This window comes from Dethiosulfovibrio peptidovorans DSM 11002 (assembly GCF_000172975.1).
GTDB classification, from domain to species: Bacteria; Synergistota; Synergistia; order Synergistales; family Dethiosulfovibrionaceae; genus Dethiosulfovibrio; species Dethiosulfovibrio peptidovorans.
This window is the reverse complement of the sequence record NZ_ABTR02000001.1, coordinates 600,498-618,285: the sequence shown is the minus strand read 5'-3', so window position 1 is coordinate 618,285 and position 17,788 is coordinate 600,498. Positions and strand designations below refer to the sequence as shown.

The window sequence follows — 17,788 nt, the reverse complement described above, 5'->3', positions numbered from 1 at the left end:
GTTTTTCCTCCGTCTTTAGTCCTGTCCCAGCAGGGTCCCTACGTTCAGGTTTTTCCGGGCGAAGTCCGGTCCGTCCATCTCGATCTCTCCATCCAGCTGGGCCCTCAGTACCCTGAGGTTTCCCCGTCCGGTCGCCACGGTTAGGGGGTCCAGCGACAGCACCTCGCCGGGTTTCCCCAGTGAGGTCCCTTCCTGGGGTTTTCCCCACCAGATGAAGAGCTTTTTGCCTCTGTAGTCGGTGTAGGCTCCGGGGTAGGGATGGGTCACGGCCCTTATGAGGTTGTATATCCTTCGGCTGTCGTTGGACCAGCGTATTATTCCGTCCTCTGGTCTCCTGCCTCCGAACTCGGTGGCCATGGTCTCGTCCTGAGCGGCTCCGACGACCCTGCCCGACTCCAGTTCAGGAAGGGTCCTTGCCACTATCTCCGCCGCCGCGTCGCATACCTTCAGGAAGACCTCTTTGGCCCCATCGGTTTCCTCGATCCTGACGACTTCCTGGTCTATTACCTCGCCTCTGTCTACCTTAGAGGTCATGCGGTGGAGCGTCGCTCCAGTCTCTTTCTCCCCGTTCAGTATGGCCCAGTTGACGCAGGCCCTTCCTCTGTAGCGGGGCAGCAGTGATCCGTGCATGTTGTAGGCTCCCAGCTTTGCGATCTTGAGGATCTTCTCCGGTATGACGTCGCGGTAGTAAAAGGAGAAGATCAGCTTGGGCTTGAGTTTCTTTATCGTCTTTACGTTCTGCTGGTCCTTCAGGTCCAGGTCGAGCAAGGGCTCTATACCTCTGCTCCTGGCCAGTTCGGCCACCGATCGGAACCATATTTCCTCGTCGGGGTCGTCGGTGTAGGTAACTACCGCCACCACGTTGGCTTCCATGTCGAACAGGGTTTCCAGGCAGCGGTATCCCACCTCGTTATAGGCGAAGACCACTATAGCCGGTTTACTCATAGTTCTTCCTCCTCCTGATAGACCTGTCTGACGACGTAGCGAGGTCTCTGTCTTACCTCTTGGTAGACTCGGCCTATGTATTCTCCTCCTATGCCTACGGAGATCATGGTCACCCCCATCAGAAAGAAGTTTATCGCCATCAGGGTGAAGAGTCCCTCCGCCTCGGGACCTACGATTATCCTTCTGAGGATCAGGAAGGCGGTGAAGAGGAGGCTCATCGCCGCTACGGTCATGCCGGTAACCGTCACGGCCTGGAGGGGAGCGATGGAGAAGCCCGTCATCAGGTCGAAGTTGAGCCTTATCAGCCTGAACAGGCCGTATTTGGATTCCCCTTTTGCTCTCTCCGAGTGTCTGACCGTTATCTCCACCGGGTTTACGGCGAACTTCTGTCCCAGAGCCGGTATGAAGGTCGTGGTCTCCCGGCATAGCAATATGAGGTCTACGATACGCCTATCGTAGCCTCTCAACATACATCCGTAGTCGTGAAGCCTGAGGCCGGTGATCCTGTTGGTCACGGTGTTTACCATTTTCGAGGCGGCCTTGCGAAACAGGGGATCCTGTCTAAATTTCCTTATAGTGCCTACCATGTCGTGTCCTCTTTCCATGGCAGCCACTATACGGGGTATCTCTTCAGGGGGATTCTGCAGGTCGGCATCCATGGTTATCACCATCCTTCCTCTGGAGATGGAGAACCCGGCTATTATGGCCATGTGCTGGCCGAAGTTGCCGTTCAACTCCACCACCTTGACCCGATCCTCCCTTTTTTCCCTGAACTTAAGGGATAGAGCAAGGGATCTGTCCCTGCTGCCGTCGTCAACCAGTATCAGCTCGTAGGATCTGGACAAGCCATCCAGGACCGGAAGGACTCGCCTGAACAGCTCCGGCAGGGATTCCTCTTCGTTGTAGACGGGAACGACGATCGATAGCTCCGGGGTCATCTTAGATGGGACCTCAGAACGAATCGAACCCCTTTTATGACGTCGTCCACGTCGGAATTGCTCATGGCAGGAAACAGAGGGAGGGATACTATTCTATCCGAGACGTATTCCGCCTCTGGGAAGTCGCCCCTCTCCCATCCGTAATTGTCCCTGTAGTGAGAGAACAGATGCAAGGCCTGGTAGTGCAGGGCCGTGCCGATATTGAGCTCCCTCATGGCCGCCATGAAGCCGTCCCTGTCTATGTCGAGTACGTCCACGTCCACGAAGGGGGTGAATATGTGCCAGCTGTGGAGGGTGTCGTCCGATTGAGGCTGGGGCAGTATCAACCCTGGTTGGTCCGATAGCTCGATCATGTACTTGGCGACTATCTCACGTCTTCGGCGGTTGAATTGGTCGAGACGACGGAGCTGTCCTCTGCCTATGGCCGCCTGTATGTCCATCATGTTGGCCTTGTATCCCGGGAACAGGACGTCGTAGTGAGGGGTCCCCTTTGCGGCGTAGCGGTTCCAGGCTCCCTTGCTCATTCCGTGCTGTCTCAGGACCGATATCCTCTCAGCCAGGTCCTCGTCGGAGGTGCATACCATACCGCCCTCTCCGGTGGTGATGTTTTTCGTAGGGTGAAAGCTGAACACCGAGCATCGTCTGGACCCTCTGTCCGACCCTATCGGGCGTCCTCTGTAGAAAGCTCCCAGGCCGTGGGCCGCGTCCTCCACCACCGCCAGACCGTGTCTGGAAGCCAGGTCCTCTATGGGATCCATGTCGCAGGGGCGTCCGGCGAAGTGGACCGGGATCAGGGCCTTGGTCCTCTCGTTGACGAGCTTTTCCATGAGCTCGGGCCTCACGTTCAGGGTCTTCGAGTCTATGTCAGCCAGTACCGGTTTAGCTCCGGTCCATATGGCGGCGTTGACCGTTGCCACGAAGGTCATGGGAGTGGTTATCACCTCGTCTCCCGGTCCGATCCCTAAGGCCAGAAATGCCAGATGCAGCCCCGACGTGGCGGAGCTCACCGCCATGGCGTGGGTGGCCTCTACCTTCTCGGCGAACTCCCTCTCGAATTCTACAGTCTTCGGTCCGGTGGTCAGCCATCCGGATCTTATGGAGTCGCATACGTCCTCTATAGATGCCTCGTCCACGTCGGGACGGGCGAAGGGAAGAAAGGAATCTCTCATCTTGGTGCCTCCTCTGTCTTTCTGTTGGATATAACGACGTTGTCGCCCTCACAGTCGGTTCCCAGGACGTAGATCGGTTCTAGCCTGTCCTTCAGGGTGCCGTCGTAGCTCTCTTTTTTAGCGATCAGAAAAACCCTGTCGTCGCCTTTCCAGAGCCGGGTCAACTGGGGAAGGTCGATGAACCATCGGGGATCTCTTTCCCTGGATGCCCCGAAAGCCAGTTCTCCCTCGTAGTCGACCAACACGTTTCTCCTCTCGAGGTAGAAGGTTATGCCCTGGAGGTATTGGCCGTACTGCGCCATTACGTCTCCTTCCTCGATATGGGGCTTTATCAGCATAGCCAGGTCCCTGGCCGAGTTTATCCGGTCGTACAGGGAGAATCCCGTCTTGAAGGACCCTGTCCATATTACCCCTGTGACGGCGAGGCATATAACGGTCTTCTCCAGGTTTTTTCTGGAAGCGAAGATCCAGGCGGCAACGGTACCCAAAAGCAATATTATCCCTTTGTGGACCAGTTGACCAACCATGATATCACGGGGAAGGTCGTCCTGGAGAAAGGGATAGGCTACCAAGGCTGTTCCAAGAGGGATCGTTATCGTGGAGGTCCAGGCCAGGGCGGTCTTTAGAGATCTCAGATTCCCCTCATTCGTCCACGAGATCGCTCTGGCGCTTATCAGTATGGCCAGAGGCGGAAGGGCCGGCACCATGTAGGGCACCAATTTGGAGCTAGAGGCTGAGAAAAAGAGGAACACGAAGGCGAACCAGCAGATCATCAGAGCTGTCTGGCCGTTTTCTTCCATCGATTTTTTTCTCGAGGGCACCAGGAAGCCCGTCCATGGCACGGTCGCCAATATCAGTATGGGGATGAAGTACCAGAAAGGCTCGTATCTGTGGTGAAGCCTGGTCGTGTATCTCAGGAAATGCTCCTGTATAAAGAAAAAATGAAAGAAATCGGGATTTGCGTCGCAGACCGCCTTGAACCACGGAACGGTTACCGCCAGAAAGAGAGCGATGCCTGGAAGGTACAGAGAATAGGTTACTGTGGACCATCTTCTGGTCCACAGTATGTACATGAGTATGGCACCGCAGGGAAGGACTATGCCTACGAGCCCTTTCGTCAGCACCGCTGCCCCCATGGCCAGATAGAACAGTATCAACCATCGTCTGTTCCCTCGAAGGGCGAGTACGAACCCGGTCATGGCAAGGGTCACGAAGACGCTGAGGGGCATGTCGGTCAGGTTGATCTGAGCTGTGGCGTAGTAAAGCAGCGAGGAGGACAGAATCGTCCCTGCCAGTAATCCGCATTTTTTGCCGTAGAGCGTCGACCCCATAGCGTAGGTCGAGAGGACCCCCAGAATCCCGAGCAGGGCAGGCCAGAACCGAGAGGCGAACTCGTTTTGGCCGAAAACGGAGAAGGCCGATGCCGTCAGCCAGTAATGTAGCACCGGCTTCTCGAAATATAGCACTCCGTTGAGCCTGGGTGTGACGTAGTCTCCCGACTCGATCATCTCTCTGGGGATCTCGCTGTAGCGCCCCTCGTCGGGTTCCAGCAGGCCGTGTCCTCCCAGAAGAGAAAAGAACATGACCCCGGAAAGCATGAAAAGGAGTATTCCGTTTCTCACGTCAGATTTGAACATAGAATATCATTCCTCCAACCACCGTTTCAGTTGTTTTATGTCCCCGTGTATAATGGAAAAGACGACTTTGGCGATAATATACGGTCTCGAGGTTTTTTGCAATTTTCGACGATCCGAGGGGAGAGGAGTTGTCCGATGGATAGACTCGGTTTTGTATTGATACTCGGCTCGGCCTTAACCAACGCCGCCGGTAGCTCTATGATGAAGGTGGGGTTCGGCCGAAGAGGGGATCTGATGGACGGTGGGGCCTTGAGGGCCTTGTTTCAGATAGTCTCTAACCCTTGGGCGATAGTGGGAGTGTTGCTTTTCGGGGTCTCCTTTATCTTCATGAGCGCCGCTCTTTCAAGGGTGGACCTGTCTGTGGCATACCCTCTGATGTCCGCCATGGTCTACGTTTTGGTTCTGGCCGTGTCGGTGTTTTGGTTCGGCGAGTCGATGGGCCTGTCGAAGCTTTTGGGTATAGGGGCCATCCTTTTCGGGGTGGCTGCTCTTTCGGTAGGTGGTTGATTTGAGCTGGTCGAAGCTGAGGGAGGCCGTAGGGACATGCCGTGGATGTTCCCTTTGGGAGACCAGGAACAACGCGGTCTTCGGAGAGGGCCCGGAGGATAGCCCTGTTCTGTTGGTGGGAGAGGCGCCAGGGGCGGAGGAGGACTCTACGGGGCGACCTTTCGTGGGCCGTTCCGGCCGTTTTCTCTCCGATCTCATGGCCGAGGCGGGGCTTAGACGGGAGGATCTGTTCATATCCAACATCGTCCACTGTCGTCCTCCTGGAAACAGGAATCCCAAAAAAGGGGAGATCAGGGCCTGTCTCCAGTGGCTGGAGGATATCGTAGGCCTTCTCCGGCCGCAGGTGGTGGTGACCGTGGGGAATGTCCCCTCCCAGACGATCATTGACACAAAAGAAGGAATTTCGACCCTGAGAGGTCGCTTTCACCATGGCAGATTGGGCGGTATGGATCTGACAATCAGGCCCATATTCCACCCCGCCTATCTGTTGCGCAATCGTTCCAGAGAGGAAGGGAGTCCGGTCAGCTCCACTCTGGAGGATCTGAGGACTCTCGTCGATTTCGTGAGAAACACAAGTTGAACAGGAGGTATCACCATGGAGATGGACAACAAGGTAGTGGAGGCCATTCTTGCAAGGAGAAGCATCAGGAGCTACGAGGACAGACCCGTAGAGGATGACAAGGTAGACCTCCTGGTTCGCTGTGCCGCCGCGGCTCCCAGTGCCGGAAACGGCAGGCCGACCCATTTCGTAGTTATAAAGGACAGAGGAACACTGGAGGATCTGTCGAAAGTTCACCCCTACGGAGCCATGCTGGCCAAGGCTCCTCTGGCCGTGGCGATCTGTGCCGATACGGAGAAGACCGATCTGTCCCGTCGCTACTGGGAGCAGGACTGTGCCGCTGCCATGGAGAACCTGTTGATAGGCGCTCGGGCCCTGGGGCTTGGAGCGGTGTGGCTGGGGGTATGTCATCTTTCCGACGGAGGGACCCGAATCCAGGAGATTCTGGGAGTTCCGGGCAACGTGCCGGTAATGGGACTGGCCTCCGTGGGTTATCCCGCCGAGAGCAAGAGGCCCCATAGCGGCGATCCGGGAGACAGGCTTCACCTGGAACGGTGGTAGCCTCATGAACTTGCTCGAGGTTGTCAGGCATATAGAGGCGGACGTCCTCTACGGAGACGATCTGTTGGAGAGGCTGGAGGTCGAGAGGGTCTACGGTGCCGACCTGATGAGCGATGTCCTGGCCTTTGCCGTCCCGGGATCGCTTCTGCTGACCGGCCTTACCAACATACAGATAGTCAGGACCGCCCAGATGCTGGACATTCCTGCGGTAGTTTTCGTCAGGGGAAAGTATCCACAGAAAGAGGCTGTGGAGCTGGCTTCCTCTTTGAATATGCCCGTTTTGCTCTCCTATAAGAGCATGTTCGAGACCTGTGGAATCCTCTTCAGGGAGGGGATGTTGCCCTGCGAGATAGAGAGGCGATGTCCCAGATGACGGAGGTCTATGTCGAAGAATACGTCGTCAAGGGCGACAGCTTTCTGGAGGTCGGAGAGGCCTCTACGAAGTTGAAGGGCACTTTGAAGATGCTGGGTATACCGTCGGACGTCACGAGGCGGGCCTCCGTGGTGGTCTACGAGGCGGAGATGAACGTGATGATCCACGCCGGAGGAGGGGTCATAAAGGCCTCCATATCCTCCGATAGCCTGGTGATAGAGGCGGTGGATCACGGCCCCGGGATCGCCGACATCGATCTGGCCATGCAAGAAGGCTACTCCACCGCCTCGGACAGGATCAGAGAGCTCGGGTTCGGGGCGGGGATGGGCTTGCCCAACATAAAGAGAAACTCGGACGAGCTCGACATAGAGACGGCTCTCGGAGAGGGAACTACCCTAAGGGCCACCTTGCGTTTCGAGAGAGGGTGATGTGGTGACTACCGGCATCAAAGTTCAGCTTTCCGCTTGCAGAGGATGTGCCAGGTGTATCAAGGTCTGTCCCACCGAGGCCATGAGGGTATTGGACGGAAAGGTCATGATCATTCCGGAACTCTGCGTCGACTGCGGCGAATGCATCAGAAAGTGCGAGGATAGGGCCATCTTGATCAACGAGGACAACTGGCGGCTTCTGGCCAGCCAGGACAGCACCCTTATTGCGGCGGATCCGGCCTTCTACGTTCAGACCAGAGGCTACAGCTGTCCCGAGGTGTTTAGCTCCAGGTTGAAAGAGGCGGGGCTGGAGGACATAACTCCCTGGACGTCCCTGGCCTTCGACGTCACGGCCTACGCCATCGCCAAGGAAATAGAGAAGAGGGGACCGGAGGGTCTCCCTCTTATATCGACCTACTGTCCGTCGGTCATAAGGCTGATACAGATAAACTACCCCGAGCTGGTCGGTCGCTTCGTGTTGGTCGACTCTCCTCTGGAGACGGCGGTCTCCCTCTGGCGGGAGGACACGGGACGAGGGGACGACGTCACCCTCATAGCTCCCTGTCCCGCCAAGGTGGCCCTGGTCAGGTCTCCGGAGGGACGCCCGAAAAGTTCCATGAAATACGCCGTGTCCATACAGAACGTCGTCAGAGATCTCCTGGCCGGTGGGGTCGAGGTAGATCAACCGGTGGAGCCCTGTGGCGGCGATCTTCGGTATCTCCTATGGTCCCTCCGAGGAGGGGAGTCCAAACACGTCTCAGCCTTTTGCAATAGGCCTATAAGGACCATCTCCGTCGCAGGACTCAGAAACACGATGGATCTCCTCAGGGAGCTGGAGCTCGGAAGGCTGGAGGGGGTCGATTACATAGAGTGTCGGGCCTGCGATCTCGGCTGTATCGGCGGGGTAGGCAACCTGGAATCCCGTTTTCTGACCCATCTCAGGTTGGATCACATAGACGTGGAATGGACCATGACGGACCAGGAATCCGAGGCGGTGAACAGATGGTACGAGAGCGAAATATGGAAGCTCTCGGCCCCCCTAAAGGCGAGACAGAGACTCCCTCTGGACCAGGATCTGGGGCAGGCCATGGTGAGACTGAGGGAGATGAACCAGATCTACGCCGAGCTGCCCCATATCGATTGCGGGTCCTGTGGTCGTCCGTCCTGCAAGGCCCTTGCCGAGGACGTGGTCAGAGGGAACGGAGAGGCCACGGACTGCATATTCAAGCTCAGGGAGAGGATCTATGAACTGGCTCGGGAGGTGGCGGAGCTGTCGTCCCGTTCGCCTCATGCCTTTAATAGAAAGAGGTGACCCACTTTGAAGGTAGAGGAACTAGTAGATAAGTTAGGGTTGACCGTGCTGGCCACCGGAGATCTCCAGGCGGATCTGTCCGGGATGATCGTAGGCGATCTCTTGAGTTTCGTCATGGCGAAAGGACAGCCCGGCTGGGGATGGATAACCATACATTCCCACGTGAACGTGGCGGCCGTGGCGGTGCTCAGGGATATACCCCTGGTGATAGTGGCGGCGGGCCGTCCCGTCGACGAAGACCTGGTGGCCCGGTGCGATGCCGAGGGAATAACCCTGGCTAAGACGGAGATGTCCGCCTACGGCCTGTGCGGCAGGATATACGGTATGGGTCTCGTCGAGGGGGACTGACCTTGAAGCCCTTCGTCGTCGATCTGCATCTCCACACCGTCCTGTCCCCCTGCGGTGAGCTGGAGATGGGGGCTCCCGAGATAGTGAGCAGAGCGGTCGAACAGGGCATAGACTTACTGGCGGTGACCGACCACAACAGTTGTCTCAACTACCCGGCTCTGGCGGGGGCGGCGGAGGGTCAGCCCATAAGGATAATCCCGGGGATGGAGATCCAGTCGGCCGAGGACGTGCATGTTGTCGCCCTGTTCGGCGATTACGAATTGGCCCTGCTCTGTCAGGGGTGGGTCTGGGAGACCCTGCCCGACGTCCCTAACAGAGAGGATGTTTTCGGGTATCAGGTCGTAATAGACCGGGATAACGGGGTGGTCGATATGGTCTCCAGGCTCTTGATACAGGGAACGGATCGTTCGGTGGATCGTGTGGTCGATCGGGTCCATGAGTTTAGGGGATTGGCCATACTGGCTCACGTGGACAGACCGGCCTTTTCCTATCCCGCCGTTCTCGGTTTCGTTCCGGATGGCCTCCCGGTGGACGGACTGGAGCTTTCACCCAGGGTCACGACGGAGGAAGTCGGCCTTTGGAGGGAGCGCTATCCCGGTCGAACCTTTCTCAGGTCGTCCGATTCCCATCGGCTGGAGGAAATATCGAAGGATCGCTGTTCCCTGATGTTTCTGGAGGAACCAACCTTCGACGAGGTCTCCCTGGCTCTCAAAGGAGAGGACGGGCGGTCTGTCCTTATATGACGGAAGGAGGAATCTCCATGCTAGACGATCTGTCCCTTCACATATTGGACATAGCGGAGAACAGCGTAGGAGCCGGAGCCCGTAACGTCACGTTAAACCTCGTCGAGGATCGATCCGGCGGCTGGCTTACCCTTTCGGTGGAGGACGACGGCCGAGGGATGGACGAGGAGACCTGCGCCAAGGTGGTGGATCCTTTCTACACCACCAGGACCACCAGAAAGGTAGGACTGGGGATCCCCTTCCTTCGTCAGTCGGCGGAGCTATGCGGCGGGTCCCTGGAACTATCCTCTAGTCTAGGGATCGGCACATCCTTGAAGGCCTCTTTTCGGCTGGACTCCATAGATCTTCCCCCTATGGGAGACGTCCCCTCCTCGATCGTGACCTTGTTGATGTCGGCCCCGACGGTTCATTGGATATACCGTCACGAGATAGATGGCAGGGTCTTCGTATTGGACAGCGTGGAAATCCTGGATATCCTGGGAGATCCAGAGGCTCTGAGGGACCCTAACATAGCCCTGTGGCTGAAGGATTATATAACTGAGAACGTCGGATCGATCGAGAATCTTTCCCCCGAATAGCCGTTATTTTTGATATACTTAGCTGACATGACCGTAAGATATAGAAAGGACGTGTCTCGATGAAAAATCCCCTGGACATCGCCCGTTCCGTATGCGATTCAGCCAAGACCAAGGCGGCCTGGTCCGTTCCTCAGATGATGGTTCTGGGAGGCCTGGCCGGAGCCTACGTCGCCTTCGGGGGCTGGGCTATGACCGCGACCACCTTCGACGTGGGCTCGGTCGGGGTCGCCAAGGTGATCGGAGGATCGGTCTTCAGCATAGGTCTCATACTGGTGGTGTTGGCCGGTGCTGAGCTCTTCACCGGAAACTGTGTCATGCCCTTGGCAGTTATGGCCGGTCGACTTCCAATGAGGAATGTGTTGAAAAACTGGTTTTGGGTGTACCTAGCCAACTTACTGGGGGCTGTCTTGGTGGCGGTTCTCGTGTATAATACTGGACTGTGGCGAGGTGATATAGGAGCCAAGGCTCTGGCCATCGCTGCGGGGAAAATGGGCCTTTCCTGGTGGGAGGCTTTCTTTCGGGGCATCCTTTGCAATTGGATAGTGGTCTTGGCCGTGTGGCTATCCATGAGCTCCGAGACCGTGATAGGAAAGATATGGGCTATCTACTTCCCTATAATGGTCTTCGTTGCCTCCGGATTCGAGCACTCGATCGCCAACATGTATTTCATGGCCATGGGCCTTCTTCTGAAGGGAGATCCCACGGTAGTCGCTGCTGCGGCTCTTCCTGCCGGCGACCTCGGAGCCGTCAGCCTCTGGGGTTACGTCAACAACCTGATTCCGGTCACTGCCGGAAACATCGTGGGAGGAGTTCTCTTCGTAGCGGTCCTTTATTTCTCGGTATTTAAATCCAATCTTGTCTCGCGGTGAGGGTCCGAGGGGGACCTTCATCTCGGGGCATTTACCTCCAATCTCTTCGCGACACGGGGCGGCGGCGGTGGCGGGACTTTCCCGTCACCGCCGTTGTCCTTCGTGATAAAATGGATCGGTTCTGCGACGAAAGATTTTTCGTCGCATAAAGACGGGGTTCTCAAATTTACCCCTACGGAGGTTTTTTAATGGAAGAACAGACTCTTTTCGGAAAGATAATCCGTCATCCTCTGGTGGAGGAGATCAAAAGGAGCTATCTGGACTACGCTATGAGCGTCATAGTCGGGAGGGCCCTTCCCGACGCCAGGGACGGGTTGAAACCGGTGCAGAGGCGTATCCTCTTCGCCATGCAGGAACTGGGACTCAGACACAATCAATCTTATAAGAAGTCCGCCAGGGTGGTCGGAGAGACCATGGGTAAGTACCATCCTCACGGCGACTCGGCCATATACGATACCATGGTTCGCCTGGCCCAGAATTTCAGTATGCGTTATACCCTGGTCGACGGACAGGGCAACTTCGGCTCCATCGACGGAGACAGTGCCGCCGCCATGAGATACACCGAGGCCAGGCTCCAGGAGCTGGGAGAGCTTATGCTTCAGGATATCGACGAGGACACGGTGGAGTGGGGCCCTAACTTCGACGAGTCCTTGAAGGAGCCCATGGTGCTGCCCTCTCAGGTCCCCAACCTTCTGGTTAACGGCAGCACCGGTATCGCAGTCGGTATGGCCACCAATATGCCTCCCCACAACCTGGGGGAGGTCGTCGACGCCATATGCTACCTCATAGAGGCGGGAGATCAGGCCGACTTCGGCGAGCTGATGGCCCGTATGCCCGGTCCGGATTTCCCCACCGGAGGGGTCATCCTCGGAAAAGACGGCATAATAGACGCCTATCGCACCGGTCGAGGCCGCCTGGTGGTGCAGGGATTGGTGCACGTGGAGGAAGGCAAGAGAGGCAAGAGCAACGTCGTCATCACCGAGATCCCCTACATGGTCAACAAGACCACCATGATAGAGACTATAGCGTCCTGTGTTCAGAATAAGACTATAGACGGAGTGACCGACATCAGAGACGAGTCGGACCGAAAGGGACTAAGAGTCGTGCTCGAGGTATCTAGGGACGTTGACCCCGACCTCGTAATAAGACAGCTCTACAGGAGGAGCCAGCTCCAGAACACCTTCGGGGTGATAAACCTCGCCCTGGTGGATGGCCGGCCGGTGGAGCTTTCACTGACCGATATGCTCAACGTCTTCCTGGGGCACAGAAGGACCGTTGTCAGACGGAGAACCGAGTTCCGGCTAAAGAAAGCCGAGGCCAGAGCCCATATCCTGGAGGGACTGGTTAAGGCCCTGGACGTGATAGACAGGGTCATAGCCCTTATCAGAGGATCGGACAACGCCGCTCTGGCCAAGGAACGACTCGTGGCGGAACTGGACTTCTCCGAGATCCAGGCTCAGGCCATCCTGGACATGAAGCTTCAAAGGCTCACCGGACTCGAGAGGGATAAGCTCAACGACGAGTTCGCCGGGCTTCTGGCCGACATCCAGAGGTATCGTTCGATTCTGGACAGCGAAAAGGTCCTGGACGGCGTCATAGTGGAAGAACTGGTCGCCTTGAAGGGCAAATACGGCGACGATCGCAGGACCAAGATAGTGGACAGGGTGGGGCAGGACTGCTCCGACGAGGATCTCATTCCCAGGGAGGACATAGTGGTAATGCTCTCCAGAGACGGCTATCTGCGCAGGGTCCCCCTTGAAGACTACTCGCTTCAGGCTAAGGGGGGCAAGGGCCGTAGAGGGGCGAGGCTCAGGGAGGAGGACGAGGTGTCCCTCATGGGAGTGAGCACCACTCACGACGATATCTTCCTCTTCACCACCAAGGGCAGGGTTTTTGCCATAAAGGGATACATCATATCGGAGAGCAGGACCGGCAAGGGCAAGCTCATCGGCAAATATATCTCCCTGGAGAACGACGAGAGGGTCGTCAGCATGAAGACCCGCAGGGGTCAGGAATCCGGTTTCCTCTTCTTTCTGACGAGAAGGGGCATAGCCAAGAGGCTTCCCTCCTCCGAACTGGACAACCTCACCAGGGCGGGCCGCAGGGTGGTAACCCTCGACGAGGGAGACGAGATAGCCCAGATCCTTCCCACCTCCGGAATGGACGACCTCCTTCTGGTCTCCGCCATGGGGCAGGCCCTGAGGGTCTCGGAGGACGAGTTCCGTCCCATGGGCAGATCCGCCAGAGGAGTCAAGGCGATGAGGCTCAAGGACGGAGACAGGATAATAAGCGGCGAGGTCGTCACGGAGGACCGTCGACCCATCCTGGTCAGCGAGACCGGCATAGGAAAGAGGACGAACTTCGAGGACTTCACCGTCCACCACAGGGGTGGAGGAGGCATGAAGGTCATGTCGATCAACTCCAGGACCGGACTGCTCGCAGCCGCTACGTCCGTCTCCGAGGACGACGAGATCATAGTAATGACCGCCAAGGGCCGCATGATTCGAGTGGCCGCTAAGGAGATAAGGGTGCTCGGTCGTACCGCAGCGGGGTCTATAGTTGTCCGTCTGGACGGCGGAGACTCGGTGGTGGATCTGAGCGTGGTTAATATGGACGGAGAGGACCTGAAATGAGGTTCGCCAAGGACGGCTACGCCACGATAGCTCTGGCCTGGGGGGCGGTGGTGGCAGGTATGGTTCTGTGGGTTCCGTCTCTGATACTGTTGTTGCCTGTGGCCGCTCTGGTGTTGTGGTTTTTCAGGGATCCCGAGAGGGTCCCCGAATGCGGTCCGGAGGGATGGGTCTCCCCTGCAGACGGAGAGGTCGTGGAGATAGTCCCTGTGGACCATCCCTATACCGGTCCCGCCACCAAGGTCGGCATCTTCATGAATCCTCTCAGCGTTCACGTAAACAGGATCCCACGGGCCGGTACGGTGGAGTACATGAAATACGTTCCGGGGAAAAAATGGATGGCTTTCGCCGACAAGGCCTCGGAGGACAACGAGAGATTCTACCTCGGGTTCCACACCGATTGCGGCCCATCCATGGTGGTCCAGATAGCCGGTTTTCTTGCGAGACGGATCGTCTCCAGGATCAGAAGAGGATGTAGATACGATAGAGGTCAGCGTTTCGGTATGATTAAGTTGGGCTCTAAAGTTGACGTCTATCTTCCCGAAGGTGTACAGTTGAAGACATCTGTCGGACAAAAGGTTTTCGCCGGCAAGACCTGTATAGGAGTGTGTCGCCATGAGAGGACCGATTAAGCTGAAGGGCCACGATATTCATTGGAGGGCCTACATTCCCAACATGATAACCAGCGGGAACCTGCTCTGCGGCATGTTGTCTTTGATATTGACCATGAATGGACAGTATTTCCCCGCGGCCTGGCTGGTAGCCTTTGCCGTCTTCTTCGACTTCATGGACGGGAAGGTCGCCAGGATGTTGGGGGTCAGCAGCGCATTCGGGGTCGAGTTCGACAGTCTCGGCGACGTCGTGAGTTTCGGCGTGGCTCCGGCCATTCTGGTCTACTCGACGACCCTGTCCTCCGTCCCCGGCGTCGGAGGCGCTTTGGTGGCGGTCTTCTTCACCCTCTGCGGGGCGCTTCGTCTCGCCCGGTTCAACGTCGTTCACGTTCCCGGTCCCTTTCAGGGACTTCCCATACCGGCGGGAGGTCTCTTCCTGGCTTCCTGGACCATCGCTGGAATCTCTCTGTCTCCGGCCATAATGGCCGCCATGGTGGCTTTGGCCGGAGCCCTCATGATTTCCACCGTTTCCTACAGCAACCTGAAAGGTCTTAAAAGGGGCGGGGTGGATCGAAGAAGGACGCTGTTCCTGAAGGTACTGGTGGCCACGATGGTGTTCCTCCTCAAGGAAAAGGCACTCTTGGCCCTGATATCGGTCTACATAGTAAGCGGTCTCATCCGCTTCGATTGGCAGGCCTGGCTGTCCATAGCGGAAGAGGACTCAGTGGAATACGACGGAGATTAAGCGTAGAGTTTGTCGTCTTTAGCCGGGAGAGGAGGGCATCCTTCTCTCCCGTTTTCTCGTCCTAGGGAGGTGTCTAGTCGATGAGCGGTTTACATGTGGATGCGTCTGGAAGTTACGGCGATCGTGCCGTCAGGATCGAGGTTCTCGAGTCCCCTGATGGGAGCCCTTGGGTGGTCTGTCTCTTTCATGGTGTCTATGGCGTGGCTTCTCTGGAGGAGGGCAATAAATACGGAGAGCTTGCCAGGAGGCTGTCGGAACGGGGAATAACGACCTGTCTGGTCGAGACCAGCAGGGATGTGAGGAACAGAGCAGATTTTCCCGACCGGTCCGATTGGGCCGACGCCGCTTTTTCTGGAAAAAAATACGGCCAGGAGCTTTTCGACCATATGTCGGGACTAAGCAAGGTTTCCGAGATGTTTCCCGATGGAAGAATCTGCCTCTGGGGGTTTTTTCTCGGTGGAATAGACTCTCTCATGATCGCAGGAGGTGTGGTGGTGCCGATTTCCGATCTCGGCCTGGAGGCCCCCTCCGTGCCTTTGGACCGGATAGGGGCCTTGGTCATCTCCGGCAGCGGCGACACCCTGAAGTCCGACAGTTCTATAAAGACATCCTTGCCTGTACTGAGTTCCATCTGTGAGGCCGAGGTTCTCCGGGAGGCCTGCCGAAACGTGGAGGTCCCCTCTGTGGATTTCTTTTACGGAAGCGAGGACGATACCTTCGACAAGCCCTCCTGCCGGAGGCTTTTCGATTTGATACCGGTCTCCAATAAGTACTTTACCGTTATCGACGGGGCCGATCATCCTTTCAGGAGCATAGATGGAGTTCCCTCTACACAACCTCTGGATCTTATGGTGGCGACCGTGTCGGCTCATCTCCAGGGCCATCCGGCCGACTGGCCCAGATAGCCCAGTATGTCGGGCCCCCATACGAGAGCTGCCATGAAACCGGCGGTCAGGAAAGGAGCGAGGGGAACCGAGTCCTTTCTTGCCGCCTTTTTCAATAGCACCAGAAGCACGGCGAAGAGCCCCCCTATCATGAAACCCAGATAGGTGGCTATCAAGGCCATCTTCCATCCGAGAATGGCTCCCGCTCCCCCCATCAGAGTGGCATCTCCCCAGCCCATCCCGCCTCTGCTCAATATCACTATGATCGCTATGATCCCTGCGGCTGTGGCGGCGCCGATGACCCCGTCCAGCAGGGCTTCCGTTCCTCCGAAGATCCGAAGGAGCGCTCCCGCCACAGCTATAGCCCCTGCCAGGTGGTCGTAGATGTAGCCCGACTGGAGGTCCGTCAGGGCGTTGAGCATCATCAGCCATCCTCCCGTCATAGCACCGACTCCTGCCGGAGACGGTCCCCAGATATAGAGGGCTACCGCCCCCCACAGGGAATAGAGCAGCTCCACGATGGGATATCTCACGGATATGGCGTTTTTACAGTATCTGCACTTTCCTCCGGAGGCGACCCAGGAGATCAGAGGGATCAGGTCCAGAGTCTGCAAGGTTCGACCACAGCTGGGACAGCTGGACCTCTCCGAGCCCCACCAGGGTCTTCCCGAGACGGTTCTCTCTGCGACGACGTTGAAAAAAGATCCCGCCACCGCACCTATCACCGCTCCTATGGCCGCCAGGATATGATTGGGAAGCGACATATACGGTTCATCCTTTCCGGTCTATTTCTAAACTTTCGTTCTTGTGTTTGCTCCTTTATATTGCCATAATAACCTTAGAGACCGAGCTTGGAAAGCGTCGATCCGTCGGCGGCAGGAAGGAGGAGATCCATATGAAGAAGATACTGGTAGCAGTGGACCTCAGCGATCTCTCTGAGGGGTTGGTCCGTTATGGTTACGAGATGGCTGCTATGATGGATGCCGACATAGGCTTCATCCACATAGTTCCCCACCCAACGCTATGGAAGGGCTACGAGCCCTGGCTCCCGCCTCAGTTCGGCCAGGAGGTACTGGAGATAGCGGAGAAAAAGCTGAGACGGTATATAAAATCCGCCTGTAGCGGTGACTGTAACGCTTGTATAGGCTACGACCCGGCCAGAATACACGTTATAGTAAAAGAGGGCAATCCCGCCACCTCCATAATAGACCTGGCCAAGGACAAGGATATAGATCTGATAATAATGGGACACAGAGGGCAGTCGGCCCTTGAGTGGTTCCTGGTCGGCAGCACCGCTACCTCGGTGGCCAGATATGCTCACTGCTCCGTTTTGATATACCGTCCTCCTATGGAGAACGAGGAGGGGCTATCGGAAGAGAACTGAGACGAGTTCCGACGATATTCAAACAGGTCGAATGTCCTTTCTTTTGCCCCGTGTCGGGACGGTAAAAACCTGATACAATTGATCCATGTTCTTGAAAGGGGAGATTCGTGGTGAACGTAAAGGTCGTGGACCACATCGGAATAGCGGTTAAGAGCATAGAGGAATCCCTCAAGTTCTGGGAGGATAGTCTCGGGATCCACTGTCATGGAGTGGAGGAAGTCGCAGATCAAAAGGTGAAGACCGCCTTCCTTCCCATCGAGGATACGGAGATAGAGCTTCTGGAAGGGACCTCGGAGGATAGCCCGGTCTCCAAGTTCATCGAGAAGAAGGGCGAGGGGCTCCACCACATGGCTATCAGGGTTGATGATCTCGAGAAGGCCTTGGCCGAGCTGAAGGCAAAGGGCGTTCGCCTGATAGACGAGACCCCCAGAATCGGAGCTGGCGGCGCAAAGATAGCTTTCGTGCATCCCAAGGCCAGCGGCGGCGTCTTGCTGGAGCTCTGCGAGAGAAGCTGACCCGACTGCTTATAATAGGCACTATGGAGACGACAAAAGAGCCGATCCGTCT

The 17,788-nt window shown here is 56.8% G+C and carries 21 protein-coding genes; 16 read left to right on the top strand and 5 right to left on the bottom strand.

Annotated features, from left to right (window positions below):
- Positions 1 to 15 precede the first annotated feature (15 nt).
- Genes DPEP_RS12630 through DPEP_RS03115 form a run of 4 tightly spaced genes read right to left on the bottom strand, consistent with a single transcriptional unit; the run spans position 16 to position 4,689 of the window.
- The gene (locus DPEP_RS12630) at positions 16 to 945 is read right to left on the bottom strand and encodes a formyltransferase (protein ID WP_005659493.1); all 930 of its coding nucleotides are present in this window, start codon (positions 943 to 945) and stop codon (positions 16 to 18) included.
- Positions 942 to 1,883 carry a glycosyltransferase gene (locus DPEP_RS03125; protein WP_005659492.1) on the bottom strand — a complete coding sequence of 314 codons (942 nt, stop codon included), beginning with the start codon at positions 1,881 to 1,883 and terminating at the stop codon, positions 942 to 944. Before DPEP_RS03125 ends, DPEP_RS12630 begins: the two co-directional genes overlap by 4 nt.
- Positions 1,880 to 3,052: a DegT/DnrJ/EryC1/StrS family aminotransferase gene (locus tag DPEP_RS03120; protein WP_005659490.1), complete on the bottom strand. Its 1,173-nt coding sequence runs from the start codon at positions 3,050 to 3,052 to the stop codon at positions 1,880 to 1,882. Before DPEP_RS03120 ends, DPEP_RS03125 begins: the two co-directional genes overlap by 4 nt.
- Complete coding sequence (locus DPEP_RS03115; protein ID WP_005659489.1) at positions 3,049 to 4,689, bottom strand: glycosyltransferase family 39 protein; 1,641 nt, start codon at positions 4,687 to 4,689, stop codon at positions 3,049 to 3,051. The genes DPEP_RS03120 and DPEP_RS03115 overlap by 4 nt, the downstream gene beginning before the upstream one ends.
- Before the next feature lie 135 nt (positions 4,690 to 4,824).
- Here DPEP_RS03115 and DPEP_RS03110 point away from each other — a divergent pair, with 135 nt between their 5' ends.
- The 14 genes from DPEP_RS03110 (at position 4,825) to DPEP_RS03045 (ending at position 15,858) form a co-directional block, all read left to right on the top strand.
- On the top strand, positions 4,825 to 5,196 hold the full coding sequence (locus DPEP_RS03110) for a DMT family transporter (protein WP_005659487.1): 372 nt from the start codon (positions 4,825 to 4,827) through the stop codon (positions 5,194 to 5,196).
- 1 nt (position 5,197) lies between these two features.
- Positions 5,198 to 5,776 carry a uracil-DNA glycosylase gene (locus tag DPEP_RS03105; protein ID WP_005659485.1) on the top strand — a complete coding sequence of 193 codons (579 nt, stop codon included), beginning with the start codon at positions 5,198 to 5,200 and terminating at the stop codon, positions 5,774 to 5,776.
- Between the two features lie 15 nt (positions 5,777 to 5,791).
- Positions 5,792 to 6,316: a nitroreductase family protein gene (locus DPEP_RS03100; RefSeq protein WP_005659484.1), complete on the top strand. Its 525-nt coding sequence runs from the start codon at positions 5,792 to 5,794 to the stop codon at positions 6,314 to 6,316.
- Between the two features lie 4 nt (positions 6,317 to 6,320).
- Positions 6,321 to 6,689: a DRTGG domain-containing protein gene (locus DPEP_RS03095; RefSeq protein ID WP_005659483.1), complete on the top strand. Its 369-nt coding sequence runs from the start codon at positions 6,321 to 6,323 to the stop codon at positions 6,687 to 6,689.
- Positions 6,686 to 7,117: an ATP-binding protein gene (locus tag DPEP_RS03090; RefSeq protein ID WP_005659481.1), complete on the top strand. Its 432-nt coding sequence runs from the start codon at positions 6,686 to 6,688 to the stop codon at positions 7,115 to 7,117. The genes DPEP_RS03095 and DPEP_RS03090 overlap by 4 nt, the downstream gene beginning before the upstream one ends.
- Before the next feature lie 4 nt (positions 7,118 to 7,121).
- Entirely contained in the window at positions 7,122 to 8,429 is a 1,308-nt protein-coding gene (locus DPEP_RS03085) for a [Fe-Fe] hydrogenase large subunit C-terminal domain-containing protein (RefSeq protein ID WP_040382912.1), read from the top strand.
- Between the two features lie 6 nt (positions 8,430 to 8,435).
- Positions 8,436 to 8,777 carry a hypothetical protein gene (locus DPEP_RS03080; RefSeq protein ID WP_005659476.1) on the top strand — a complete coding sequence of 114 codons (342 nt, stop codon included), beginning with the start codon at positions 8,436 to 8,438 and terminating at the stop codon, positions 8,775 to 8,777.
- A gap of 2 nt (positions 8,778 to 8,779) precedes the next feature.
- On the top strand, positions 8,780 to 9,520 hold the full coding sequence (locus DPEP_RS03075; protein ID WP_005659474.1) for a PHP domain-containing protein: 741 nt from the start codon (positions 8,780 to 8,782) through the stop codon (positions 9,518 to 9,520).
- Positions 9,521 to 9,537: 17 nt separating this feature from the next.
- Positions 9,538 to 10,098, top strand: coding sequence for an ATP-binding protein (locus tag DPEP_RS03070; RefSeq protein ID WP_005659472.1), 561 nt, complete (start codon positions 9,538 to 9,540; stop codon positions 10,096 to 10,098).
- 59 nt (positions 10,099 to 10,157) lie between these two features.
- Positions 10,158 to 10,967 (top strand): formate/nitrite transporter family protein, encoded by an 810-nt coding sequence (locus DPEP_RS03065; RefSeq protein WP_005659471.1) that lies wholly within the window; start codon positions 10,158 to 10,160, stop codon positions 10,965 to 10,967.
- A gap of 188 nt (positions 10,968 to 11,155) precedes the next feature.
- Positions 11,156 to 13,600 carry a DNA gyrase subunit A gene (gene gyrA / locus DPEP_RS03060; protein ID WP_005659469.1) on the top strand — a complete coding sequence of 815 codons (2,445 nt, stop codon included), beginning with the start codon at positions 11,156 to 11,158 and terminating at the stop codon, positions 13,598 to 13,600.
- Positions 13,597 to 14,229, top strand: a complete 633-nt coding sequence (locus tag DPEP_RS03055; RefSeq protein ID WP_005659467.1) for a phosphatidylserine decarboxylase — start codon at positions 13,597 to 13,599, stop codon at positions 14,227 to 14,229. The genes gyrA and DPEP_RS03055 overlap by 4 nt, the downstream gene beginning before the upstream one ends.
- The gene (gene pssA, locus DPEP_RS03050) at positions 14,213 to 14,953 is read left to right on the top strand and encodes a CDP-diacylglycerol--serine O-phosphatidyltransferase (RefSeq protein WP_005659465.1); all 741 of its coding nucleotides are present in this window, start codon (positions 14,213 to 14,215) and stop codon (positions 14,951 to 14,953) included. Before DPEP_RS03055 ends, pssA begins: the two co-directional genes overlap by 17 nt.
- Before the next feature lie 80 nt (positions 14,954 to 15,033).
- Positions 15,034 to 15,858, top strand: a complete 825-nt coding sequence (locus DPEP_RS03045; protein WP_005659463.1) for an alpha/beta hydrolase — start codon at positions 15,034 to 15,036, stop codon at positions 15,856 to 15,858.
- Here the strand turns inward: DPEP_RS03045 and DPEP_RS03040 are convergent.
- Complete coding sequence (locus DPEP_RS03040; RefSeq protein WP_005659461.1) at positions 15,822 to 16,601, bottom strand: prepilin peptidase; 780 nt, start codon at positions 16,599 to 16,601, stop codon at positions 15,822 to 15,824. The two genes, DPEP_RS03045 and DPEP_RS03040, sit on opposite strands and share 37 nt — an antisense overlap.
- A gap of 131 nt (positions 16,602 to 16,732) precedes the next feature.
- Between DPEP_RS03040 and DPEP_RS03035 the strand changes: the two genes are divergently transcribed.
- Positions 16,733 to 17,221, top strand: coding sequence for a universal stress protein (locus tag DPEP_RS03035; RefSeq protein WP_005659458.1), 489 nt, complete (start codon positions 16,733 to 16,735; stop codon positions 17,219 to 17,221).
- 110 nt (positions 17,222 to 17,331) lie between these two features.
- Positions 17,332 to 17,736 (top strand): methylmalonyl-CoA epimerase, encoded by a 405-nt coding sequence (mce, locus tag DPEP_RS03030; RefSeq protein WP_005659456.1) that lies wholly within the window; start codon positions 17,332 to 17,334, stop codon positions 17,734 to 17,736.
- Positions 17,737 to 17,788: the final 52 nt, after the last annotated feature.